General features: G+C 74.8%; 6 protein-coding genes. All 6 read left to right on the top strand.

From position 1 onward, the window contains the following. Positions 1-132: 132 nt before the first annotated feature. From FHU30_RS22850 to FHU30_RS22825, 6 genes are read left to right on the top strand one after another with little or no spacing between them, the layout of a single operon-like run. Positions 133-6693 (top strand): non-ribosomal peptide synthetase, encoded by a 6561-nt coding sequence (locus FHU30_RS22850; protein WP_253878592.1) that lies wholly within the window; start codon positions 133-135, stop codon positions 6691-6693. Then, positions 6690-22958, top strand: coding sequence for a non-ribosomal peptide synthetase (locus FHU30_RS22845; protein ID WP_253878591.1), 16269 nt, complete (start codon positions 6690-6692; stop codon positions 22956-22958). Before FHU30_RS22850 ends, FHU30_RS22845 begins: the two co-directional genes overlap by 4 nt. Positions 22959-23000: 42 nt before the next feature. Continuing rightward, positions 23001-24305 (top strand): lysine N(6)-hydroxylase/L-ornithine N(5)-oxygenase family protein, encoded by a 1305-nt coding sequence (locus FHU30_RS22840; RefSeq protein ID WP_253878590.1) that lies wholly within the window; start codon positions 23001-23003, stop codon positions 24303-24305. Then, complete coding sequence (locus FHU30_RS22835; RefSeq protein WP_253878589.1) at positions 24302-24532, top strand: MbtH family protein; 231 nt, start codon at positions 24302-24304, stop codon at positions 24530-24532. The genes FHU30_RS22840 and FHU30_RS22835 overlap by 4 nt, the downstream gene beginning before the upstream one ends. Continuing rightward, positions 24529-26100: a tryptophan halogenase family protein gene (locus FHU30_RS22830; protein ID WP_253878588.1), complete on the top strand. Its 1572-nt coding sequence runs from the start codon at positions 24529-24531 to the stop codon at positions 26098-26100. The genes FHU30_RS22835 and FHU30_RS22830 overlap by 4 nt, the downstream gene beginning before the upstream one ends. Then, on the top strand, positions 26093-26668 hold the full coding sequence (locus tag FHU30_RS22825) for a flavin reductase family protein (protein WP_253878587.1): 576 nt from the start codon (positions 26093-26095) through the stop codon (positions 26666-26668). The genes FHU30_RS22830 and FHU30_RS22825 overlap by 8 nt, the downstream gene beginning before the upstream one ends. Positions 26669-26724: the final 56 nt, after the last annotated feature.

The following is a 26724-nucleotide window of genomic DNA, read 5'->3' as shown; positions in this document are numbered from 1 at the left end:
AGATCCGACGTCATCGTGCGTTCGGCATGGCGGTTTTCGCGATCCATTCGTCCTCTGGAGACCCACGTGCGTGAAATGGCGGAACACGACCGGTCGCGGGAAGTGTCGCGGGGTGCCGGACCGGCCCCGGACATGACCGTTCCCGAACTGTTCGGGCGGTGGGCCGCGCGTCGACCGGACGCCGTCGCGGTGACCGATGGCGAGCGTTCCCTGACCTACCGGCAGCTCGACACGTGGTCGGCCCACTTGGCGCGGGCGCTGGCCCGGCGCGGGGTGGGACCGGAGTCCCTGGTCGGCGTGGTCGTGCCGCGCTCGCCCGAGCTGCTGGTCGCGATGCTGGGGGTGCTGAAGGCCGGTGCTGCGTACGTGCCGGTGGATCCCGACTACCCGGCCGAGCGGCTGGAGTTCATGTTGGACGACGCGCGTCCGGCACTGGTGCTGACCGGCGCGGGGGAGGCGGCGGCCCTGCCCGGCGGGTGCCCGCGCCTCACCTTGGAGGAGGTCGCACCCCAGCCCGCCGAGTCCCAGCCCGCCTCGGCCTGGCCCGCCGCGTCCCGACGCGCCGGCCGCGTGGACGCGCCGCCGGATCCCGCCCCGGTCGAGCACCCGGACCGGCTGGCGTACGTGATCTACACCTCCGGCTCGACCGGCGTGCCCAAGGGGATCGCCGCCACCCACCGCGACGTCGTCGGGCTCGCGCTGGACCGGCGCTACGGCGACGGCACCCAGGCGTGCGTGCTGACCCACGCGCCCGTGGCCTTCGACGCGTCGGTGTACGAGCTGTGGGTGCCGCTGCTGAACGGCGGCCGGGTCGTCATCGCACCCGAGCTCGACCTCACGCCCGAGGTGCTGGCGCGCCTGGTGGTCGAGCACCGCCTCACCGCGGCGTTCCTCACGCCCGCGCTGTTCAACGTGCTGGTGGAGGAGGACGCCCGGTGCCTGGCCGGGCTCCAGGAGCTGTGGGTCGGCGGCGAGCGCATGCTGCCGCGGGCCGCCCAGCGGGCCCTGGCGGCCTGCCCCGACCTCATCCTCTTCAACGGCTACGGCCCGACCGAGACCACGGCGTTCTCCACCTGCCACCGGGTGCGGCCTACCGAGGACATCGACGCGGAGGTCCCGATCGGCCGTCCGATGGACTTCCTGCGCGGCTACGTCCTGGACGAGCGGCTGCGTCTGGTTCCGCCCGGCGAGCCTGGTGAGCTGTACCTGGCGGGCGCCGGGTTGGCGCGCGGCTACCTGAACCGGCCCGGGCAGACCGCGGAGCGGTTCGTCGCCTGCCCGTTCGGTCCGCCCGGTGACCTGATGTACCGGACCGGCGACGTGGCGGCGCGCGCGGCGGACGGCGAGCTGATGTACCTCGGCCGCGCCGACGAGCAGGTCAAGATCCGCGGGTTCCGGATCGAGCCCGGCGAGATCCAGGCGACCCTGCTGGCGCATCCGGCCGTGGCGCAGGCGGCCGTGGTCGCCCAGGCGGACCACGACGGCAGGGACAGGCAGCTGGTCGGGTACGTGGTGCCGGTCGCGGACGGCGATACCGGCTGGGGCGCCGGCGACGGCGACATCCTCATCGACTCGGGGCTCGTGGCCCGGGAGCTGCGCGCCTTCGCGGCCGAGCGGCTGCCGGAGTTCATGGTGCCCGCGGTGATCACGGTGCTGGACCGGCTCCCGCTGACTCCGAACGGCAAGCTGGACCGCGACGCGCTGCCCCGCCCGGAGCGCGGCGGCCGGCCCTACCGGGCGCCGCGCACGCCGGCCGAGCGCGTGCTGGCCGCGCTGTTCGCCGAGGTCCTCGGCCGGGCTCGGGTCGGGATTGACGACGACTTCTTCGCCCTCGGCGGCGACAGCATCCAGTCGATCCAGGTCGTGGCGCGGGCGCGGGGACGCGGCGTCGAGGTCGGCACCCGGCAGATCTTCGAGCACCGGACGGTGGCGGCGGTCGCCGCCGCGGCCGGGTCCGGCGAGACCCCGCCGCCCGTCCTCGCCGAACTCGACGGCGGCGGCGTCGGGTGGATGCCGCTGATGCCGGTGGCGCGGTGGATCCTCGAATCGGGCGCCGGGTTCGACCGGTTCCTCCAGGCGCTCGTCGTCGAGCTGCCCGCCGGCATCGACCGCGCCGGACTGACCGCCACCGTGAGCGCGGTCCTGGACCGGCACGACATGCTCCGCGCCCGCCTGCTGACCGGCGACGGCGCGGGCATGCGCGCCGAACCGCCAGGCTCGGTGGACGCCGCCTCGCTCGTCCGGCGCGTCCCCTGCTCCGGACGGTGGGACGAGCCGTCCTGGCACGATCTGCTGCTGGAGGAACTGGACGCCGCCGCCGGACGGCTGGACGCCGCGGCCGGCACGGTGGCGCAGTTCGTCTGGTTCGACGCCGGCGACGGGCCGGGCCGCCTCCTGGTGGCCGTGCACCACATGGTGGTCGACGGCGTGTCCTGGCGGATCCTGACCTCCGACCTGGCCGCCGCGTGGGCCGCGGTCCGCGCCGGAGCGGAACCCGACCTGCCGCCCGTGAACACCTCGGTGCGGCGCTGGGCGCGCGGGCTGGTCGAGGCGGCGGCCGCCCCCGAACGCGTCGCCGAGCTGCCGCTGTGGCTCTCGATCGTGGACGGCCCGGACCCGATGCTCGGCGCCCGCCCGCTGGACCCGGCCGTGGACGTGATGCCGACCGTGCACAAGGCGTGGGCACGGCTGTCCGCGCGGGTGACCGACGCGCTGCTGACCACCGTCCCGGCGGCCTTCCGGGGCGGCGTCAACGACGGTCTCCTCGCGGCGCTGGCCCTGGCGGTCGCGCGGTGGCGGCGCGGCCGGGGCGTGGACGAGCCGTCCACGCTGATCCGGCTCGAAGGACACGGCCGCGAGGAGGACGTGGTTCCCGGCGCGGACCTGTCCCGGACCGTCGGCTGGTTCACCAGCGTGTTCCCGATGCGACTGGACCTGACCGGGATCGACCTGGACGACGCCTTCGCGGGCGGCCCCGCCGCCGGGGCGGCGGTCAAGGCGGTCAAGGAGCGGCTGCGTGCGGTGCCCGACAAGGGCATGGGCTACGGCCTGCTCCGCCACCTCAACCCCGAGACGGCCGAACGGCTGCGCGGGCGGCCGGTCGGCCAGATCGGCTTCAACTACCTCGGCCGGCTCTCGGCCGCCGACATGCCCGGGGAGCTGGCCGGGACGGGCTGGACCCCGACCTCGGAGCTGGCGGAGTTCGCCGAGTTCGCCGAGCTGGACGCCGCGCACGACGCGCGCATGCCCGCGCTGTCGGAGCTGGACATCAACGCCGCCGTCACCGACGGACCGGACGGGCCGCGGCTGGGCGCCCTGTTCGGCGCGCCGACCGGCGTGCTCTCCCCGGCCGAGGTGCAGGAGATCGCCGATCTGTGGTGCGCCGCGCTGGAGGGGATCGTCCGCCATGCGACGCAACCCGGCGCGGGCGGGCTGACGCCCTCGGACGTCCCGCTCGTCTCCGTCACCCAGGACGAGCTGGAGGCGTGGGAACAGCGCTACCCGGGCCTGGTGGACGTGTGGCCGCCGACCTCCCTCCAGTCGGGACTGCTGTTCCACTCCCTGCTGAACGACTCGGACTTCGACCCGTACCACGTCCAGTACGTCCTGCACCTGTCCGGGCGACCGGACCCGGAGCGGCTGCGGGCCGCCGGGCAGGCGCTCCTGGACCGGCACGCCGCCCTCCGCACCGCCTTCGTCCCGGACGCCCGCGGCGACCTGGTGCAGCTCGTCGTCGAGGGCGTCGAACTGCCGTGGCGGCACGCGGACCTGAGCGGCCTTCGCGAACCGGACCGGGACGCCGAGCTGAAGCGGTTCCTGGCCGCCGACCTGAGCGACCACTTCGACCCGTCCGAGCCGCCGATGCTGCGCCTGTCCCTGGTCGAGCTGGGCGCCGACCGGTCCGAGCTCGTCCTGACCGCCCACCACGCCCTTTTCGACGGCTGGTCGATCCCGCTGATGACGCAGGATCTGCTGCGGCTGTACGCGGCGGGCGCGGACACCTCGGCGCTGCCGCCCGCGCGCGACTACCGCGCCTTCCTGGCCTGGCTGTCCGGCCAGGACCGCGCCGAGGCCGCCCGGGTGTGGGCGGACGAGCTGCGCGGCCTGGACGGCCCGACGCTCGTCGCGCCCCGCGAGGCCCCCGCGGACGACGGCGCCGGGGTCGGGCAGGTCACCGTCCCGCTGGAGGCGGCGACGGCCCGTGCGGTGGCCGACCGCGCGGCCGAGCTCGGCGTCACCGTCAACACCGTGGTGCAGGGCGCGTGGGGCGTTCTGCTGGGCCATCTCACCGGCCGCCGCGACGTGGTGTTCGGCGCGACCGTGGCGGGCCGTCCACCCGCCGTTCCCGGAGTGGACGGCATCGTCGGGCTGTTCCTGAACACCTTGCCCGTCCGCGTCCGGTTCGACCCGGGCGACGGCTTCGCCGACCTCCTCCTCGCGCTGCAGGAGCGGCAGAGCGCGCTCCTGGACCACCATCACCACGGCCTGACCGAGATCCACCGGCTGGCCGGGCTGGACCGGCTGTTCGACACCTTCATCGCGTTCGAGTCCTTCCCGATGGACCGCGCGGGCATCGCCAGGGCGAGCAGGGACACCGGGATCACGGTCACGGGTCTCCGCCCGTTCACGACCACCCACTACCCGCTCACTGTGCTGGCCCTGGCGGATGCCGACACGCACCTCCGGCTGGCGCTGCAGTACAGGCGCAGCACGTTCGGCCCGGAGGCCGCCGACGACATCGCGGCGCGTTTCGGGCGCCTGCTACGGACCCTGGTGGACGAGCCCGGCAGGCCGGTGGGGGCCACTGACGTCCTCGAACCTGCCGAACGGGAGGAGCTGCTGAGGCGACTCGACGGTCCGGCAGCCGAACCGTCCGAGGCCACCCTTCCGCGCCTCTTCCGACGCCAGGCGAAAGCGACGCCCACGGCCGTCGCGGTGGAGGCAGGCGGCGAGGCGATGACCTACCGCGAACTCGACGAGCGCGCCGACCGGCTGGCGCGCGGCCTCGGCCGGCTCGGGGCCGGCCCGGAGCGGATCGTCGCGGTGGCCCTGCCGCGCTCGGCGGACCTGGTCGTCGCCTTGCTGGGCGTGCTGCGCAGCGGCGCGGCGTACCTGCCGATCGATCCGGCCCACCCGAGCCGCCGCCTGGAGTTCGTCGTCGCCGACGCCGACCCGGCCCTCGTGCTGGTGGACGAGACCACGCAGGCGGTCGTCCCGGACGGGACCGCTCCGCGCCTCCGCCTGGACGAGGTGATGGAGCAGGGAGCCACCGCCTCCGCCGCTTCTGCCGAACCGCCTGCGGCGCCCGGACCGGACAACCTGGCCTACCTGATGTACACCTCCGGGTCCACCGGGACACCGAAGGGCGTGGCCGTCACGCACCGCAACGTGACCAGCTGCCTTCCCGGCCTGGCCGCTCGCCTCGACATCCAGGAGGGCACGCGGCTGTTCGCCGGGGCCTCGGTGAACTTCGACGTGTCGGTGTTCGAGCTGTTCGCCACGCTGTGCGCCGGGGGGACCGTCGAGATCGTCCGGGACGTGCTGGCGCTGTGCGCGCGCGACGGCTGGTCCGGCGGCGTGCTCAGCGCGGTGCCCTCCGCGTTCGCCGAGCTGCTGGAGCAGAGCGAGGAGGCGGTGAAGGCCGACGCCGTGGTGTTCGCGGGGGAGCCGTTGCCCGCATGGCTGACGGCGCGCGCCCGCACCGCGGTCCCCGGCATCCGCGTCGTGAACGCCTACGGGCAGACCGAGACGTTCTATGCGACCGCCCACACCGTGAACCCCGTGGACGATGCGTGCGCGGTGGAGGCGGGCGGGGCGGGCGGGGCTGGCGGGGCGAGTGTGCCGATCGGATCGCCGCTGGAGAACGTCCGGACGTACGTGCTGGGCGACGGGCTCGCACCCGTGCCCCCTGGCGTGGTCGGCGAGATCTACGTCGCGGGCGCCACGGTGAGCCGCGGCTACCGGGGGCGCCCGGGACTGACGGCCGAGCGCTTCGTCGCCGATCCCTTCGGCCCTCCGGGTTCCCGGATGTTCCGCACCGGCGATCTGGGCCGCCGGCGGAACGACGGCCCGCTGGAGTACGTCGGGCGGGGCGACGCCCAGCTGAAGGTGCGCGGGGTCCGGATCGAACCGGCCGAGGTGGAGGCCGCCCTGACCGCCCATCCCGGAGTGGGCCGGGCCGTGGTGACCGTGCACGCAGCAGAAGCCCTCGCCGGGTCCGAGCAGCTGGTGGGCTACTACACCGCCACAGGAGCACTCGGCCCTGACGCGGAGGAGCTGCGCACGTTCGTCGCCGAGCGCCTGCCCGCCTTCATGGTGCCCGCGGCGTTCGTCGCCCTCGACCGGCTGCCGCTCATGCCGAACGGGAAGCTCGACCGGGCGGCGCTCCCCGAGCCGGTGCTCACCGGCGCCGCCTACCGGGCGCCCCGCACCGCTCACGAGGAGGCCCTGTGCGGCCTGGTCGCCGAGGTGCTGGAGCGGGAGCGGGTCGGCATCGAGGACGACTTCTTCGCGTTGGGCGGCAACTCGCTGCTGGCCACCCGGCTGTCCAGCCGGATCCGCCGGAGGCTCGGGATCGAGGTGTCCGTGCGGACGATCTTCGAGGCGCCGACCGTCGCGCGCCTGTCGACCAGGGTGGGGCCGAGGAGGACGAGCAGGCCCCCGTTGCGCCGGATGAGTGGGAGCGCCGAATGATCCAGTTGTCGTACGCGCAGCGCCGGTTGTGGTTCATCGACCGGTTCGAGGGGCCGTCGGCCACTTACCACCTTCCGTTCGTCCTGCGGCTGACCGGCGCGCTGGACCGGGCCGCGCTGACCGCGGCGCTCCGCGACGTCGTGGCGCGGCACGACAGCCTGCGCACGCTGATCGTCGAGGACGAGGCGGGCGTGCCGTTCCAGCGGGTGCTCCCCGAGGAGGAGGCGGCGCGCCTGGACGTCCCGATCGTGGACGCCGACCCCGCGCAGGCCGACGCAGTGGCTACGGAGCTGGCGGAGCGGCCGTTCGACCTCGCGTCCGACATCCCCGTGCGGGCGTGGCTGATCCGGTGCGGCCCCACCGACCACCGGCTGGTGCTGGTGATCCACCACATCGCCGCGGACGGGCAGTCGATGGCACCGCTGGCCCGGGACCTGACCCAGGCCTACACGGCGCGGCTGCGCGGCTCCGCGCCGGAGTGGCCTCCGCTTCCGGTCCGGTACGTGGACTACACGCTCTGGCAGGACGAGCTGCTCGGGGACGAGTCCGACCCGTCCAGCGTGCTGGCCACCCAGCTGGAGTACTGGCGCCAGGAGCTGGCGGGGATCCCGCAGCCGACCCGGTTGCCCGCCGACCGGCCGCGTCCGCCCGAGGCGTCCCATCGCGGCGACGCGGTGCGGTTCGACATCGATGCCGAGACGCTGGCGCGGGTCGAGAGGCTGGCGGGAGACCGGAGCATGTCGGTCCCCATGGTGCTGCAGGCGGTCCTGGCGGTCCTGCTGTACCAGCTCGGCGCCGGTGAGGACGTCGCGCTCGGCTCCACCATCGCGGGCCGTCCCGACGAGGACCTCACCGAACTCGTCGGCTTCTTCGTCAACACCTGGGTCCTGCGCGTCGACCTGTCGGGGAACCCGTCGTTCGACCGGGTGCTGGAACGGGTCCGGGAGAAGGCGCTGGCCGCCTACGACAACCAGGACGCGCCGTTCGAGCGCCTGGTGGAACTGCTCAACCCCGACCGGTCCACCGCCTACCACCCGCTGTTCCAGGTCATGTTCACCTGGCAGGGCGAGGACCGGATCGACCTCGACCTGCCGGGCCTGCGGGCGACCCTGCGCGGGGTGCCGACGCCGACCGCGAAGTTCGACCTGGAGCTCAACGCCGCGACCCTGCCCGGCGGCGGGCTGCGCTGCACGCTCGAATATGCGACCGACCTGTTCGACCGGGACACCGCCGAGGGTGCCGCGGCCCGGTTCACGCGCGCGCTGCACCGGCTCGTGGCCGACCCGCGCCGTCCGATCGGCGCGCTGGACCTGCTGGAGGAGTCCGAGCGTCGCCGGCTGCTGCGCGAGTTCAACGACACCGCCCAGCCGACCCCCGGGCTGACCATCGCGGACCTGGTCGAGCGGCAGGTCACCGCCGACCCGGACGCCGTGGCGGTCGTGTTCGGGACGCGGTCGCTCACCTACGGCCGGCTCAACGCGCGCGCCAACCGGCTGGCGCGCGAGCTGGTCCGGCGCGGCGCGGGGCCCGAGCGGCTGGTCGGGCTGGCGCTGCCGCGCTCGGAGGACCTGGTCGTGGCGATGCTGGGCATCCTGAAGTCCGGTGCGGGCTACGTGCCGATCGACCCCCAGTACCCGAGCCGCCGCCTCGAAGCGGTGCTGTCCGGGGCCGGGCCGGAGCTGATCGTCACCGACGCGGCGACCGCCGGGGTGCTGCCGGACTCCGCGGTCCCGCTGCTGCGCCTGGACGCCCTCGACCTCACCAGCGGGCCGGCCGGCGACCTGACCGACGACGAGCGCGTCTGCCCGCTGCGGCACGACCACCTGGCGTACGTGATGTACACCTCCGGGACCACCGGGACCCCCAAGGGCGTGGCCATCACGCACCGCAACGTGGTCAACGGCGTGCTGCGGCTGGCGGCGTCGGTCGGGGCGCGGCCGGCGGGCCGGACGCTGGCCGGGACCTCGATCAACTTCGACGTGTCGGTGTTCGAGACGTTCACCACGCTGGCGACCGGCGGGACCGTCGAGGTCGTCGGCAACGTGCTGGAGCTGGGGGAGCGGGACGGCTGGTCCGGGACGGTGCTGAGCACCGTCCCCTCGGTGCTGTCGGAGCTGCTGGACCAGGTGTCCGGCAAGGTCACCGCCAACGTGGTCGTCCTGGCGGGCGAGGCGCTGCCCGCGTCGCTGGTGCGGCGGGTCCGCGAGGTGATGCCGGGCGCGCGGGTCGTCAACGCCTACGGGCAGAGCGAGACCTTCTACGCTTCGGCCTTCGCCGTGCCGTCCGGGGACGGCTGGGCCGGCCCCGGCAGCACGCCCGTGGGCGTTCCGCTGGGGAACATGCGCGCCTACGTGCTCGGCCCCGGCCTGGCCCCGGTGCCCGCGGGCGTGGTCGGCGAGCTGTACGTCGGCGGCGCGATCGGCCGGGGCTACCACGGCCGCGCCGGGATGACGGCGGAACGGTTCGTGGCCGATCCGTTCGGTCCGCCCGGGGCGCGGATGTACCGCACCGGCGACCTGGCCCGGTGGAACCGCGACGGCCAGCTGGAGTACGCCGGCCGCGGCGACCAGCAGCTGAAGGTGCGCGGGTTCCGGATCGAGCCCGGCGAGGTGGAGGCGGCGCTCACCGCCCATCCGGGTGTGACCCGGGCGCTCGTGGTGGCGCGTCCGGGACGCGGTTCCGGCGAGCGGCTGGTGGGCTATGTGGTTCCGGCCCGTCCCGAAGGCGGCGCCGAGGACGGAGGACCTGGCAATGGCGCGGATGGCGGGCCCGGCGTCGGCGCGGACGGGGGACCCGGCGAAGGCGCGGGCGGTGGACGGGGCGAGGTCACCGTCGACCTGTCCGCCGGGGTGGACGTCGGGGAGCTGCGCCGGTTCGTGTCCGACCGGCTCCCGGAGTACATGGTCCCCTCGGCGCTGGTGGTGCTGGACCGGCTGCCGCTGACACCGAACGGCAAACCGGACCGGTCCGCGCTCCCCGATCCGGAGTGGACCGGCGGCGCGTACCGGGCGCCCCGCACGGCCGTCGAGGAGGTCCTCGCGTCGGCGTACGCCGACGTCCTGGGCATGGAGCGGGTCGGGATCGACGACGACTTCTTCGCGGTCGGCGGCGACAGCATCCGCTCGATCCAGGTGGTGTCGCGGGCCCGCGCGCGGGGCGTCGAGATCACGCCGCGGGAGATCTTCGTCCGGCGGACCGTGGCCGGGCTGGCCGACGCGCTGGCCGACCGGCCCGGCCCGGGCGCGGAGACGCCCGCGCTGGCCGAGCTGGACGGCGGCGGGGTCGGCTGGATGCCGCTGCCGCCGATCGCCCGCTACCTGCTGGAGCTGGGCGGCGGCTACGACCGGTTCTCCATGTCCATGGCCGTGGAGCTGCCGGACGGCATCGACCGGGCCGGGCTGGTCGCCACGCTCACCGCGGTGCTGGACCGGCACGACGTCCTGCGCGCCCGCCTGGACTCCGAGGACGGCGGCGGCCTGCGGGTCGGGCCGCCCGGTTCGGTGCAGGCGGACGGGCTCGTCCACCGGGTCGCCTGCGACGGCCGGTGGGACGCGGCCTGGAAGGAGTCGGCCGCCGCGGAGCTGGACGCCGCCACCGGGCTGCTCGATCCGCGGGCCGGGGTGATGGCGCGGTTCGTGTGGTTCGACGCCGCCGCGGGCCCGGGCCGGTTGCTGATCGTCCTGCACCACCTGGTGGTGGACGGGGTGTCGTGGCGGATCCTGCTGCCCGACCTGGCCGCCGCGTGGCGGCAGGTGCGGGCGGGCCGGCGGCCCGAGCTGGAGCCGGTGGCGACCTCGGCGCGGCGCTGGGCGCACGCGCTCGTCGAAGCCGCCGCCGACGACGCGCGGACGGCCGAGCTGCCGCTGTGGCGCTCGATCGTGGACGGCCCGGACCCGCTGCTGGGATCCCGTCCCCTGGACCCGGCGGTGGACGTCCAGGCGACCGTCGAGCACCACTGGCTGAGACTCCCGGCCGGGGTCACCGAGTCGCTGCTGACGCGCCTTCCGGCGGCCTACCGGTGCGGGGCCGACACCGGCCTGCTCGCCGCGCTCGCCCTCGCCGTCACCCGCTGGCGGGGCAGGCGGGGGACCGACGAGCCGTCCACCCTGGTCCGGCTCGAAGGCCACGGGCGCGAGGAGGACGTGGTGCCCGGCGCGGACCTGTCCCGCACCGTCGGCTGGTTCACCAGCCTGTTCCCGGTGCGCCTGGACGTCGCCGGAGCGGACCTGGACGACGCGTTCGCCGGCGGCCCCGCCGCCGCGACCGTGATGAAACGGGTCAAGGAGCACTTGCGGGCCGTCCCCGACCGGGGGATCGGCTACGGGCTGCTCCGCCACCTCAACCCCGAGACGGCGGCTGTGCTGCGGAAGTACTCCGCCGGGCAGATCGCCTTCAACTACCTCGGCCGGTACACCGCCGCCGACATGCCGGAGCAGCTGCGCGGACTCGGCTGGACGCAGGCCGCCGACACGGTGGAGACCGTCGCCGACCCGGACCCGGACATGCCCGCCATGGCCGCCCTGGAGATCAACGCCCTCGTCGCCGACACCGCGGACGGGCCCCGCCTGACCGCCCGGCTCGGCTTCCCCACCGGCCTGCTGACCGGCGAGGACGTCCGGGAGCTGGGCGAGCTGTGGTGCGCCGCGCTGGAGGCGCTGGCCCGGCACGCCGAGCAGCCCGGCGCCGGCGGCCTGACGCCGTCGGACGTCCCGCTCGTGGCGGTGGACCAGGCCGAACTGGAGCGCTGGGAGGAACGCCACGGGGGCCTCGCGGACGTGTGGCCGCTGACGCCGCTCCAGTCGGGCCTGCTGTTCCACTCGTCGCTGTCGGAGTCCTCCTCCTACCACGTCCAGCTGGTGTTCCACCTGGAAGGGGAGGTCGACCCGGACCGGATGCGCGCGGCCGGACGGGCCCTGCTCGACCGCCACCCGAACCTGCGCGCCGGGTTCGCGGCGGACGCGACCGGGGACCGGGTGCAGGTCGTCCCGAAGCGGGTGGAGATCCCGTGGCGCTACGAGGACCTCGGCGGCCTCGACCCCCGGCGGCGCGAGGAGCGGCTCGGGCGGTTCCTGGCCCGCGACCGCGCCCGCGGGTTCGACCCCGCCGCGCCCCCGCTGCTGCGGATGGCGCTGCTGGCCATGGAGCCCGGCCGCGCCGAGCTGGTCTGCACCGCGCACCACGTCCTGCTCGACGGCTGGTCGATCCCGCTGCTGATGCGGGACCTGCTGCGGCTCTACGCCGCCGAGGGCGACGCCTCGGCCCTGCCACGCGTGCGCGGCTACCGGGACTTCCTCGCCTGGCGGTCGCGGCAGGACCACGCGGCGGCGGCCCGCGCCTGGGCCGAGGAACTGCGCGGGATCGACGAGCCCACCCTGCTCGTCCCGGACGCCGCCGAGCCCGGCCCGGACGCCGAGGACGTCGCCGATCTGCGCGTCCCGCTGCCGCCGGAGCTGTCCGGGGAGCTGGCGCGCCGGTCCGCCGAGCTGGGCGTCACCCTCAACACGCTGGTCCAGGGCGCCTGGGCGTTCCTGCTCGGGCGGCTCACCGGCCGGGAGGAGGTCGTGTTCGGCGCGACCGTGTCGGGCCGTCCGCCCGAGCTGAGCGGCGTGGACGCGATGGTCGGGCTGTTCGTCAACACCCTTCCGGTCCGGGTGCGCTGCCCGGCCGGAGCCTCGTTCGCCGATCTGCTGACCGATCTCCAGGACCGCCAGGCCGCGCTGCTGGACCACCACCACCACGGGCTCGCCGACATCCAGCGGGACGCCGGCCTGCCGGCGCTGTTCGACACCGTGGTGGCCTTCGAGTCGTTCCCGATCGACCACGTCGGGCTCAGCGAGGCCCACACCGCCGCGGGCGTGAGGATCACCGGGCTGACCCCGTATGCCGCGTCCCACTACCCGCTGGCGGTCGTCGCCGACGCCGACCCGCACCTCCGGCTCACCCTCCAGTACCAGCGGCACGCGCTGGACGCCGCGACCGTGACCGCCATCGGCGACCGGTTCCGGCGGGTGCTCGCGCGGCTCGCCGCCGACCCGCGCGTGCGGGTCGGCGACATCGACGTCCTCGGCTCGGACGAGCGCGAAGCGGTCCTCGGCCGGTGGATCGACACCGCGCGGACGGTCCCGGCCACCACGATCGCGGAGCTGTTCGAGGCCCAGGCGGCACGGACACCCGATGCGGTCGCCGTGGTGTTCGAGGACGTGTCGGTGTGCTACGCCGAGCTGAACCGGCGGGCCGACCGGCTCGCCCGCCGCCTGGTGGTCCTCGGGGCGGGCCCGGAGCGGGTGGTGGCCGTGCGGCTGCCCCGGTCGGTCGGACTGCTGGTCGCTCTGCTGGCGATCCAGAAGGCGGGCGCGGCCTACCTGCCGATCGATCCGGACCAGGGGAGCGAGCGCATCGCGTTCCTGTATGCCGACGCCCGGCCGTCCGTGACCGTCGCGGCTCCCGGCACGCCCGAGGACGCCGGAACCGAGCGGATCGTGCTCGACGCCTCCGGCGCGGTGGACGGCGAAACGGGCACCGACGTCCACGACACGGACGTCCACAGCGCCGACCCCGGCAGAGCGCGGGCCACGCCCGCCCATCCGGCGTACGTGCTGTACACCTCCGGATCGACGGGACGTCCCAAAGGTGTCATGGTCGAGCACAGGGCGATCGTGAACCGCCTGCTGTGGATGCGCGACCACTACGCGGTGGGCCCGGACGACCGCATCCTGCAGAAGACCCCGCTCGGCTTCGACGTGTCGGTCTGGGAACTGTTCCTGCCGTTCACCGCCGGGGCGGCGCTGGTGGTGGCGAGGCCGGACGGCCACCGCGACCCCGCCTACCTGGCGGAGCTGATCCAGCGCGCCGGGGTGACCATCACCCACTTCGTCCCGACGATGCTGCGGGACTTCCTGCGGGAACCGGCGGCGACCGGCTGCACGATCCTGCGCGCGGTCATCTGCAGCGGCGAGGAACTGCCCGGCCACCTCCGCGACGAGTACTACGCGGTGCTCGACGCGCCGCTGCACAACCTCTACGGGCCGACCGAGGCCGCGGTCGACGTCACCGCCGCCCGGTGCCCGCTCCCGGGGGAGGGGCCGGTCACCATCGGCCGTCCGGTGTGGAACACGCGCACCTACGTCCTCGACGCGCGGCTCATGCCCGTCCCGCCCGGCGTGCCGGGCGAGCTGTACCTGGCGGGCGACCAGCTCGCCCGCGGCTACACCGGCCGTCCCGGACTGACCGCGGACCGGTTCGTCGCCGACCGCCACGGCCCCCCGGGCGCGCGGATGTACCGGACCGGCGACGTGGTCCGGTGGAACCGGCGGGGGGAGATCGAGTACCTCGGCCGGACCGACCAGCAGATCAAGCTCCGGGGCCAGCGGATCGAGCCCGGCGAGATCGAGGGCGTGCTCGGCGCGCATCCCGGGGTCGCGAGGACCGCGGTGGTCGCCCGTCCGGTCGCCGCCGGCGGCGAGCAGCTGGTCGCCTACCTGGTGCCCGACCGCGAGGCGGCCGGGCCGGTGGCCAACCTGTCGCGGCTGCGCCGGGAAGGGCGGCTCGCCGACCGGGAATTGCACGAGCTGCCCAACGGCATGGTCGTCTGCGCGCGGAACCGGTCGAACACCGCGTTCCTGTACGACGAGATCTTCGTGCGCGGCGAGTACGCGCGGGCGGGGCTCGCGCTGCCGGAGTCCGCCTGCGTGGTGGACGTCGGCGGCCACGTCGGCATGTTCTCGCTGTGGGCCGGGCACCGGCGCCCGGACTGCCGGATCTACGCGTTCGAGCCGATCCCCGAACTGGCCGGCATGTTCCGGCTGAACGCGGAGCTGCACGGTCTCGACGCGGTCGTCACCGCGTGCGGGCTCGGCCGGGAGCCGGGCGAGGCGGAGTTCACCTACTACCCGGAGATGTCGCTGCTGTCCGGGCGGTTCGCCGACGAGCGCGAGGAACGCGACATGCTCCGGCAGGTCCTGCGCAACGAGCGCGCCCGCGACGGACGCGACGACGCGGCGCCCGGCAGCGGCCCGGACGGCGGCCCGGACGGCGGCGCTGGCGACGGAGCCCAGGACGGGCTGCTCGACGAGCTGCTGACCGAGCGGCTGCGCGCCGAGCAGGTCGGGGTCGAGGTGCGGACGCTCTCCCAGGAGATCCGCCGCCACGGCATCACCGCGATCGACCTGCTGAAGATCGACGCGGAGAAGAGCGAGCTGGACGTCCTGCTCGGCATCGAGCCCGCGCACTGGCCGATCATCCGGCAGGTCGTGGTGGAGGTGCACGACATCGACGGCCGCCTCGGCGTCGTCGTCGAGCTGCTGGAGGACCGGGGACTGCGCGTCACCGTCGAGGCCGCCGACGACCTGGCGGGCACCGGGATGTACTCCGTGCACGCCCGCCGCCCCGAGGCGGCGGTGTCCCAGGATGCCGTGCAGCCCGGTAAAGCTGACGGCGAGCGGTGGCGTCACAACCCCCGGGACTTCGTGGACCGGGTGCGCGACCATGCGGCGGAGCGCCTGCCGCACTACATGGTCCCGATGGCGTTCGTGGTGCTCGACGCGCTACCGGTGAACGCGAACGGCAAACTCGACCGTCGCGCGCTGCCCGCGCCCGAAGCCGCCGGCGGCGAACGCGGGTTCCGCGGTCCGCGCACGCCGCGCGAGGAGGCGCTCTGCCGGCTGTTCGCCGAGGTGCTCGGGGTGGAGCGCGTCGGCGTCGACGATCCCTTCGGCGCGCTGGGCGGGCACTCGCTACTCGCCACCCGCCTGGTCGGCCGGATCCGCGCGGAGCTCGGCGTGGAGGTCCCGATCCGCGCGGTGTTCGACGCGCCGACCGTCGCGGAGCTGGCGCGCCACCTGCCCGCCGCGCCGTCCGGACGCCCGGTCATGCGCCGGGCCGCGACGCGCCCGGAGAGCGTCCCGCTGTCGTTCGCCCAGCGGCGGCTGTGGTTCGCGGCGCGCTTCGAGGGCCCGTCCGCCACCTACAACCTGCCGGTCGTGCTGCGGCTGACCGGCCGGCTGGACGTCCCGGCCCTCCGGTCGGCGCTGCGCGACCTGGTGGCCCGGCACGAGAGCCTGCGCACGGTGGTCGCCGAGGACGAGGATGGCGTCCCGTTCCAGCGGATCCTGCCGATGGAACAGGTGTCGTTGGAAATCCCCGTGGCCGACGTCTCCCCGGCCGACGTGCCGGCCGCGGTGGCCGAGGGCGCCGCCCACCGCTTCGACCTGGCGGCGGAGATACCGGTGCGGGCGCGGCTCCTGCGCGAGGACGAGGAGCACCACGTCCTCCTGCTGCTGATCCACCACATCGCCGGGGACGGCGAGTCCATCACGCCGCTGATGCGCGACCTGGGCGCGGCCTACGCCGCCCGGCGGCGCGGCTCGCCGCCGGACTGGCCGGAGCTGCCGGTGCAGTACGCCGACTACGCGCTCTGGCAGCGGGAGCTGCTCGGCGAGGCGGACGATCCGGACAGCGTGCTCGCCGCCCAGCTCGCCTACTGGCGGGACGAGCTCGCCGGTCTCCCGCAGCCGATGCCGCTGCCGTCCGACCGCCCCCGTCCGCCGGTGGCCGGTCACCACGGTGACCTGGTGGACCTCGCCCTCGATCCCGAGCTGGTGGCCGCGATCGGGGAACTGGCCGCCTCGCAAGGCGCGACGGTGCCTATGGTGCTCCAAGCGGCACTCGTGCTGATGCTGCGCGAGGCCGGCGGCGGCGACGACCTCGCGATCGGCTCGCCGATCGCCGGACGCACCGACGACTCCCTGGCCGAGCTGGTCGGGTTCTTCGTCAACACCTGGGTGCTCCGGGTCCGGATGTCCGGCGAGCCCACCTTCGCCCGGGTGCTCCACCAGGTGCGGGACCGCGCGCTGGCCGCCTACGACCGCCAGGACGTCCCGTTCGAGCGCCTGGTGGAACTGCTCAACCCCGAGCGCTCCACGGCCTACCACCCCCTCTTCCAGGTCATGTTCGCCTGGCAGCACGGTGCGCCCGAGACCTTCGACATGGACGGTCTGCACGCGTCCCTGAAGACGGTCGCCACCCACACGTCCAAGCTCGACCTGACGTTCCTCCTGGCCGACGTCCCGGAGCGCGGCGTGGTGGGCGGCATCGAGTACGCCACCGACCTGTTCGACCGGTCCACGGTGGAGGACCTGGCGGACCGGTTCGTCCAGACGCTGCGCGGGGCCGTGAACGACCCAGACGCGCCGATCGGCCCGCCGCAGGTCGCGACGCATGCCGTGGCCACCGACCGGGAGGGCGCGACGATCCGCGGGCTCCGGACCGAACTGGCCGAGGTGGAGGCGGCACTGACCGAGCACTCCGGTGTCGCGCGCGCGGCGGTGGTCGTGCACGAGGGGCATGGCAGCCGGAGGCTGGTCGCCTACCTGGAGCCGGAAGGGCCGGCGCACACCGAGTCCACCCTGTCCTTCACCGGCGGTGTCGCGGCGCCCGAGCTGCGCGACTTCCTCTCCGCACGGCTGCCCGCGCACGCCGTGCCGTCGGCGTTCGTGTTCCTGGCCCGGCTGCCCGAGGCGCCGGACGGGACGGTCGACCGCGCCGCGCTCCCCGAGCCGCCGGCCGCGGGCGCCGAGTACCGGGCCCCGCGCACGGAGGCGGAGACGGCGCTCGCCGCGGTCCTCGCCGAGGTCCTCGGGCTGGAACGCGTCGGGATCGACGACGACTACTTCCTTCTGGGCGGTGACAGCATCCGCTCGCTCCAGGTCGTCTCGCGGGCGCTGGCCCGAGGCGTCGAGATCACGCCGCGCGACATCTTCGAGTTGCGGACGGTCGCCCAGCTGGCCGCGAAGGCCCGGGACCGGTCCGGCCAGGCCGCGGCCGAGCGGAAGGCCCCCCGGCCGGAACCGGGCGGCGACCAGGACTGGATGCCGCTGCCGCCCATGGCGCGGCACCTGCTGGAACAGGCCGGTCCGGCGCGCCGGAACATCGACCGGTTCGCGATGGCGACCATGGTGGACCTCCCGGACGGCATCGACGACGCCGGCCTGGTCGCCACGCTCGCGGCGATCGTGGACCATCACGACCTGCTGCGCGCCCGCCTGGAGGCAGACGGCCTGCGAGTGGCGCCACCGGGATCGGTGGACGTCCGGACGCTGCTCCGCAACGCCGCCGGGACAGCCCCCTCCGATCCGCAGCGGGAGCTGGATGCCGCAGTCGGCCGCCTGGACCCGTCCGCCGGAGTGATGGCGCAGTTCGTCCGGCTCGAACGCGACCGGCTCGAACGCGACCGGCTCGGAAGCGACCGGCTTCTGATCGTCCTGCACCACCTGGTCGTGGACGGGGTGTCGTGGCGCATCCTGCTGCCCGACCTCGCCGCCGCCTGGCAGGCCGTCCGGACGGGGGCCGACCCCCGGCCCGCTCCCGTCCCCAGGTCCTTCCGGCATTGGGCGCACGCGCTGCGCGACGAGGCGGTCTCGCCCGGCCGCGTCGCGGAACTGCCGATGTGGCGGTCCATGCTGGACGGCGCGGACCCGCTGGTCGGCGCGCGGCCGCTCGACCCCGCCCTCGACGTGCAGGCCACCCTCGACACCGTCGAGACCCGGCTCGCGCCCGACGCCACGCAAGCCCTGCTGGCGCGGCTTCCGGCGGCCTACCGCTGCGGGGTGGCCGAGGGGCTGCTCGCCGGGCTGGCCCTGGCGATCGCACGTTGGCGGCGGGCGCGCGGAGTGGACGAGCCGTCCGTCCTGCTGCGGCTCGAAGGCCACGGCCGCGAGGACGCGCCGCTGCCGGGAGCCGACCTGTCCCGCACGATCGGCTGGTTCACCAGCGTGTTCCCCTTCCGAGTCGAGGTCCCGACCAGGGGACCTGGGGTGGGGGAGCTGGTCAAGGCGGTCAAGGAGCGGCTGCGCGGCCTTCCCGACAAGGGCCTGGGATACGGGCTGCTGCGCTACCTGAACGACGAGGCGCGCGCCGAGCTGTCGGTCCGTCCGGCCGGCCAGGTGACCTTCAACTACCTCGGCCGGTTCTCGGCGGCCGACATGCCCGAGACCCTCCGGGGCCTGGGGTGGAGCGAGTCGGCCGACGCCGCCGACCTGGCAGTGCGGTTCGACCCCGACCTGCCGGTGACGTCGGCACTGGAGGTCAACGCGTTCGTCTCCGACACCGCGGACGGCCCGCGGCTCAGCGCCCGGTTCGGGTTCCCGTCCGGCGTGCTGGCGCAGGCGGAGGTCACCGAGCTGGCCGACCTGTGGTGCGCCGCGCTGGAGGAGATCGCGCAGCACGTCGCCGCGCCGGAGGCAGGCGGGCTCACCCCGTCGGACGTGCCGCTGGTCGACGTCCGGCAGAACGAGATCGAGGCGTGGGAGCGGCGCTACCTGGGACTCGCGGACGTCTGGCCGCCGACCCCGCTCCAGTTGGGCCTGCTGTTCCAGTCGATGCTGACCGGCGCCGGCCGGGACCCGTACCACATGCAGCTGGTCCTCCACCTGAGCGGCAAGGTCGATCCCGAGCGGATGCGCGCCGCGGGACAGGCCCTGCTGGACCGGCACGCCGCCCTGCGCGCGGCGTTCGTCGGTGCGGCGTCCGGCCGCTGGGTCCAGCTGGTCGTGGACGGGCTCGTCCTGCCGTGGCAGGTGATCGACCTGCGCGCCCTGGACGAGGACGGCCGGGCCGCGGAGCTGGAACGGGCGCTGGCCGCCGACCGGGACGAGCCCTTCGACCCGGCGGTCCCGCCGATGCTGCGGTTGGCGCTGGTCCTGACCGGCGAGGAGAGCGCCGAACTCGTCCTGACCGCGCACCACCTGCTGTTCGACGGATGGTCGCTGCCCCTGCTGACGCGGGACCTGATGCAGCTGTACGGAGCGGACGACGACGGCGGCGGCCCGTCGGCGCTGCCACGGGCGGCCCGCTACAAGGACTTCCTCGGTTGGCTGTCGGGGCGGGACTCGGACGAGTCCGCGCGCGCCTGGGCGGACGAGCTTGACGGCGTGGACGAACCCACCCTCATCGCCCCCGGCGCCGGACCGGAGACCGACCCGGACGACGTCACCGTGCTCGACGTCCCGCTCCCACCGGAGGTGGCCGCCGGCCTGCCCCGGCGCGCGGCCGAGCTCGGCATCACGCTCAGCACCTTGGTCCAGGGCTGCTGGGGCATCGTCCTGGGCGCCCTGACCGGACGGCAGGACGTGCTGTTCGGCACGACGGTGTCCGGCCGTCCGCCGGAGCTTGCGGACGCGGAGTCCATGGTCGGCATGTTCGTCAACACCGTCCCGATGCGGGTGCGGTGCACGCCGTGGAGCACCCTCGGCGGCGTGCTGGCCGACCTCCAGCGACGCCAGAGCGCGCTGCTGGAGCACCACCACCACGGGCTCACCGAGATCCAGCGGTCCACCGGGCTTCCCGTCCTGTTCGACACGGCGGCGGTGTTCGAGTCGTTCCCGATCGACACCGCCGGGATCGGCGCGGCGAACTCCGCCGCCGGGATCTCGGTCACCGGGGTCAGCGCGCTCACCGCCACCCACTACCCGCTCGGCATGGCGGCCGCCGCCGCGCCCCACCTCCAGGTCACCGTCCAGTACCGCGAGACCGCGCTCGACGGCACGGTCGCGGCCCGCTCTGCCGCACTCCTGGAACGGGTGCTGCGGCAGGTGGCCGACGATCCGGAGGTGCCGGTCGGCACTCTGGACGTCCCGGACGACCCGGAGCGGGAGCGCGCCCTGGCCCATCTCGACGCCACGGCCGAGCCGGCGCCGCAGGGGACCATCGCCGAGCTGTTCACGGCCCAGGCGACCGCGACCCCCGATGCCGTCGCGGTGGTGTTCGGCGGAAGCGAGCTGACCTACAAGGATCTCGACGTCCGGTCGGACCGGCTGGCGGGCGAGCTGGTCCGCCGCGGCGCGCGGCCGGAGACCGTGGTGGCGGTGGCGGTGCGGCGGTCCCCGGACCTGGTGGTCGCGCTGCTCGCCGTGGCCAAGGCGGGCGCGGCGTACCTTCCGGTCGACCACTCCTATCCGGCGGAGCGGATCGACTACATGGTCTCGGACTCCGGGGCCGGGTTGGCGATCGCGGACGCGGACGGCGCCGAGGTGCTGTCCGCGTGCCCGGCGCTGTCCGCGTGCGCGGTGCCGATGCTGCGGGTGGACGAGCCGCTGCCCGCTTCCGACGAGCCGCCCGCCGGGCGCGCCACGATCGGGCCCGCCGCGGACCTGGACGGCCTGGCCTACGTCCTGTACACCTCCGGCTCGACCGGACGGCCCAAGGGCGTCGCGGTCACCCACCGCGGGGTGGGCGCGCTGGCCGCCGCGCACGCCCGGCGGCTCGGCGTCACCGCCGGGTCGCGGATGCTGCAGCTGGCCTCGCCGAGCTTCGACGTGTCGCTCTGCGAGCTGTTCACCGCGCTCTTCTCGGGCGCCGGCGTGGTCATGGCCGACAGCGCCGACCTGGTGCCCGGGCCCGTGCTGGCCCGGACGATCACCGAGGCGCGGACCACCCACGCCATGATCCCGCCGCCGGTGCTGGAGCTGCTGGACCCCGCGTCGCTGCCCACCGTGCGGACGCTGGTGACCGGCGGCGAGGCGGTCCCGGCGGAGACGGTCGCCGCGTGGGCGCCCGGCCGCCGGATGGTGAACGTCTACGGGCAGACGGAGACGACCGCCGCCGCCACCATGAGCGCGCCGCTCGGCGCTGACGCCGGCGCCGCGCCGATCGGGCGGACGATCCCGGGCCTCCGGCTGCTGGTGCTCGACGGCGCGCTGCGTCCGGTGCCTCCCGGCGTCGCCGGGGAGCTGTACGTCGCCGGGGCCGGGGTCGCGCGCGGCTACGTGGGCCGCGCGGACCTCACCGCGCAGCGCTTCGTGGCCTGCCCGGCGGGGCCGCCCGGCGCGCGCATGTACCGGACCGGCGACCTCGTCCGGCTCACCCCGGAGGGCGACCTGGTGTTCCACGGCCGCACCGACGACCAGGTCAAGGTCCGCGGGTTCCGGATCGAGCCGGGGGAGGTCGAGAGCCGCCTGCTGGAGCACCCGGCGGTCGGCCGGGCGGCGGTGTTCGTGGACGACCGGCTCGGCGACCCGCGCCTGGTCGGCTACGTGGTCCCCGCCGGGGACGCCGCGTCCGCGCCGGACGGCGGCCTGGTCGGGGCGCTCCGCCGGCACCTGCGCGAGCGCCTGCCCGAGCACATGATGCCCGCCGCGCTGACACCGGTGGACGCGATCCCGCTGACGCCGAGCGCGAAGGTCGACCGGCGTGCCCTGCCGCTCCCGGACCTGTCGGGGGCCGCGGCCGGACGCGCGCCGCGCACGGCGCGCGAGCGCATCCTGTGCGGGCTGTTCGCCGAGGTGCTCGGGCTCGACCGGGTCGGGGCCGACGACGACTTCTTCGCCCTGGGCGGGGACTCCCTGCTGGCCGCCCGGATCGTCAACCGGGTGCGCACGGTCCTCGGCGTCGAGGTGCCGATGCGGACGGTGTTCCAGGCCCCGACCGTCGCCGGGCTCGCCGCGCGTCTGGCAGCGGGCGCCGACGACCAGGCCGGGGCCGCCGACCAGGCCGGGGCCGCCGACGACCGGGCCGGGGCCGACGACCGGGCCGGGGCTGAGGACCCGTTCGGGCCGGTGCTGACTCTCAGGGCCGGAGGCGAACGGGAGCCGCTGTGGTGGATCCACCCGGGCGGCGGGCTCTGCTGGCCGTACCTGGGACTCGCCGGGTCCTTGCCCGCGGACCGGCCCGTCTACGGCGTCCAGGCCAAGGGGTTCGACGGCTCGGCCCCGCTGCCCGCGTCCATCGGGGAGATGGTCGCCGACTACGTCGCCGAGATCCTGCGCGTCCAGCCCGAAGGGCCGTTCCACCTGCTCGGGCTCTCCGGCGGCGGCACCCTGGCGCACGCGGTGGCCGCCGAACTCCAGCGCCTCGGGAACGAGGTGGGCCTGCTGGCGCTGCTGGACAGCGTTCCCGGCGGACGCCTCGCCGAGGAGCGTCCGCCCACCGAGGCGGAGATCCGCGACTACTTCGCCGCGCACCTCACCGACGCCGCCGGCTCCGGCGACTACAGCGCCTTCGTGGACGGCGCCGTAGCGGTGATCACCAACTACACGCGCCTCGCGCCCGGCTTCGACTCGCCGGTCTTCCGCGGCGACGCGCTGCTCTTCGACGCGGTGCCCAAGCCCGGGGGGTCGTTCGCCGGGCTGTGGCGCCCGCACGTGGAGGGGACCCTGCACCAGCACGACATCCAGTCCGCGCACGGGGACCTGCACCTCCCCGGACCCGCCGCCGAGATCTGCCGGATCGTCGGGCGGCACCTCGCCGCCGGCGGCGCGACGCCGTGGTCGTGAGAGGCACCGAGAACAACAGGCCGTCACCGAGGGAGTGCTCGAATGGACGAGAGTGAACTGTACGACGTGGTGGGCATCGGGTTCGGCCCCTCCAACCTCTCGCTGGCGATCGCGCTGGAGGAGAGCGAGGAACCGCTCAGCGCCCTGTTCCTCGAGCGGCAGCCCGCGCTCGGCTGGCACCGCGGGATGCTGGTCCCCTCGGCGAAGATGCAGGTCTCCTTCCTGAAGGACCTGGTCACCTTCCGCAACCCCGTGTCGCCGTTCAGCTTCGTCTCCTACCTGCACGAGCGGGGACGGCTGGTCCGGTTCGTGAACAACCAGGACTTCTTCCCGACCCGGCGGGAGTTCCACGACTACCTCGAATGGGCGGCGGCGAGGGTCGCGCACCGGGTCGACTACGGCGCGGAGGTGACCGCCGTGCGGGCCGTCCCGGACCGGCGGCCGGGGCCGGTGGACCGCCTGCGCGTCGAGGTGCGCGACCCCCGGGCCCCGGGCGGGACGCGGTCGGTGGACGCCCGCAACCTGGTCATCTCCACGGGCCTGGTGCCGCGGATGCCCGCGGGGATGGAACCCGACGAGTCCGTCTTCCACGCCGCGGAGTTCCTCCACCGCTTCCGCCGGCTGGACCCCCGCTCGCTGCGGCGGGTGGCCGTCGCCGGAGCGGGGCAGAGCGCCGCCGAGGTCGTCAAGTTCCTGTACGACGCGCTGCCGGAGGCGACCGTCTACGCGATCCTGCCGTCCTACGGCTACACCGTCGCCGACGACACCCCCTTCGCCAACCAGGTGTTCGACCCGGCGGCGGTCGACGACTACTACCACGGCTCCGCCGAGGCGCGGACCGCGTTCTGGCGGTACCACGCGGGCACCAACTACTCGGTCGTCGACGGCGACGTGGCCAAGGAGCTTTACCGGCGCGCCTACGACGACGAGCTGTCCGGGACCGGACGGCTGCGCTTCCTCAACCTGTCCCGCGTCACCCACGCCAAGTCCGTCGCGGGGGAGACCCGCGTCACCGTGCACTCGACCGCCTCCGACAGGTCCCGGGACCTGGACGTCGACCTGCTGGTCTGCGCTACCGGATACGACCCGATGGACCCCGGCCGGGTCCTCGGCGAGCTGGCCGGACGCTGCGCCCGCGACGCCGCCGGGCGGCTGCGGGTCGAGCGGGACTACCGGGTGGTCACCGGCGACGACGTCCGCTGCGGGATCTACCTGCAGGGCGGGACCGAGGACACGCACGGGCTGTCGTCGTCGCTGCTGTCGAACCTGGCGACCCGCAGCGGCGAGATCGTCGGATCCATCGCGGCCCGCGCGGCCGCCGAGAAGCGGAACGGAGTCCGCGTATGAGCACCAACCCGTTCGATGCCGAGGACGGCGAGTTCTACGTCCTGGTGAACGACGAGGACCAGCACTCCCTGTGGCCGACCTTCGCCTCCGTCCCGGACGGCTGGCGGGTCGCCTACGGCGGGGCCGACCGGGCCGCGTGCCTGGAGCACATCGAGCGGAACTGGACCGACATGCGGCCGCGCAGCCTGCGCGAGGCGATGGCCGCCGACCTTGAGGAGGCCAAGTGACCGAGCGGAACCCCGACCACGTCGTCATCGTCGGAGGCGGCACCGCGGGCTGGATGACCGCCGCGTACCTGAAGGCGGCGTTCGCCGACCGGCTGCGGATCACCCTCGTCGAGTCCGGCAGGATCGGCACCATCGGGGTCGGCGAGGCGACCTTCAGCGACATCCGCCACTTCTTCGAGTTCCTCGACCTGCGCGAGGAGGAGTGGATGCCGTTCTGCAACGCGACCTACAAGCTCGGCGTCCGGTTCGAGGACTGGCGGCGTCCGGGGCACTACTTCTACCACCCGTTCGAGCAGATCCGGTCGGTCGGCGGGTTCCCGCTGGCGGACTGGTGGCTCCAGGACGGCCCGGGCGACCGGTTCGACCAGGACTGCTTCGTGATGCCGTCCCTGTGCGATGCCGGCCGCAGCCCCCGGCACCTGGACGGCACGCTGGTCAACCGCGAGCCGAACGCCGCGGAGGAGCCCGTCGGGCTGACCATGTCCGAACACCAGGGCAAGACGCAGTTCCCCTACGCCTACCACTTCGAGGCGGCGCTGCTCGCGAAGTTCCTCACCGGTTACGCGGTGGACCGCGGCGTGCGCCACATCATCGACGAGGTGCGGGACGTGCGGCTCGACGAGCGCGGCTGGATCGACCACGTCGTCACCGCCGAGCACGGGGAGCTGCACGGCGACCTGTTCGTGGACTGCACCGGGTTCCGCGGCCTGCTGCTGAACAAGGCGCTTGAGGTCCCGTTCATCTCCTACCAGGACACCCTGCCCAACGACAGCGCGGTGGCGCTGCAGGTGCCGCTCGACATGGCGAAGACCGCCATGCGCCCGTGCACCGTCGCCACGGCACAGGAGGCGGGCTGGATCTGGACGATCCCGCTGTTCAGCCGGATCGGCACCGGCTACGTCTACGCGCGCGACTACATCTCGCCGGAGGAGGCCGAACGCACCCTGCGCGAGTTCGTCGGCCCGGAAGCGGCCGACGCCGAGGCCAACCACATCCGCATGCGGATCGGCCGCAGCGGGCAGTCGTGGAAGAACAACTGCGTCGCGATCGGGCTGGCCAGCGGGTTCGTCGAGCCGCTGGAGTCGACCGGGATCTTCTTCATCCACCATGCGATCGAGCAGCTGGTGAAGTACTTCCCCGGCCCCGACTGGGACCCGAGGGCGCGCGAGCGGTACAACGACGCCGTCGCGCACGTGATGGACGGCGTGCGCGAGTTCCTCGTCCTGCACTACCAGGGCGCGGCGCGCGCGGACACCCAGTACTGGCGCGACACCAAGACCCGGGTCGTCCCGGACGCGCTGGCCGGGCGGCTGGAGCGCTGGAAGGCGGGGCTGCCCGACAGCGAGACGATCTTCCCGTACTACCACGGGCTGCCGCCGTACTCCTACATGTGCATCCTGCTCGGGACCGGCGCGATCCGGCCCCGCCCGTCGCCGGCGCTCGCGCTGTCGGACCCGGCCGCCGCGGCCAAGGAGTTCGGCGCCATCCGCGACCGGGCCGCCCGGTTGGCGGACACCCTGCCCACGCACCACGAGTACCTCGCCGCCATGCGTGATCGAGATGCCTGACGAGCACCTGGCCTCGCTGCCCGGGCCGGCCCGGCCGGCCGAGCCTCCCGGCCCGGCCGGCGGGCTCGCCCGGCCGGCCGGCCCGGGCGGCCGCGAGGGCTTCCGGGCGATGATGCGCGGGTTCCCTACCGGCGTCGCGATCGTCACCGCGCTGGACCTCGCCGGCCGGCCCTGGGGCATGACCTGCTCGTCGGTGTGCAGCGTGACGATGGACCCGCCCACGCTGCTGGTCTGCCTGCGGAGCGGGAGCCCGACGCTGGACGCGGTCGTCCGCCGGGGCGAGTTCGCCGTCAACCTGCTGGACGACGGCGCCCAGGCCACCGCGGAGCTGTTCGCGTCCGGCGACCCGCACCGGTTCGACCGGGTCGGGTGGCACCTGGGGGACGGCGCGGCGGGCCCGCACCTGCCCGAGGACGCGCACGCGGTCGCCGACTGCCGGGCGGGCATGCGCCTTCCGGTCGGCGACCACGTCGTGGTGTTCGGTGAGGTCCGCGAGGTCGTCAACCGGACCGGCCGCCGGCCGCTGCTCTACGGTCTGCGGCGCTACAGCGCCTGGCCGCACCCGTGACCGCTGAGGGCGCGGGCCGGGCGGCGAGGACGGTGCGCTGCTTGGGACCGGCCAGC

The sequence above is a fragment of the Actinomadura rupiterrae genome, assembly GCF_024172125.1.
In the GTDB taxonomy this organism is placed as follows: domain Bacteria; phylum Actinomycetota; class Actinomycetes; order Streptosporangiales; family Streptosporangiaceae; genus Spirillospora; species Spirillospora rupiterrae.
The sequence above is the reverse complement of the archived record's forward strand: the minus strand, read 5'-3'. Positions and strand labels throughout refer to the sequence as shown.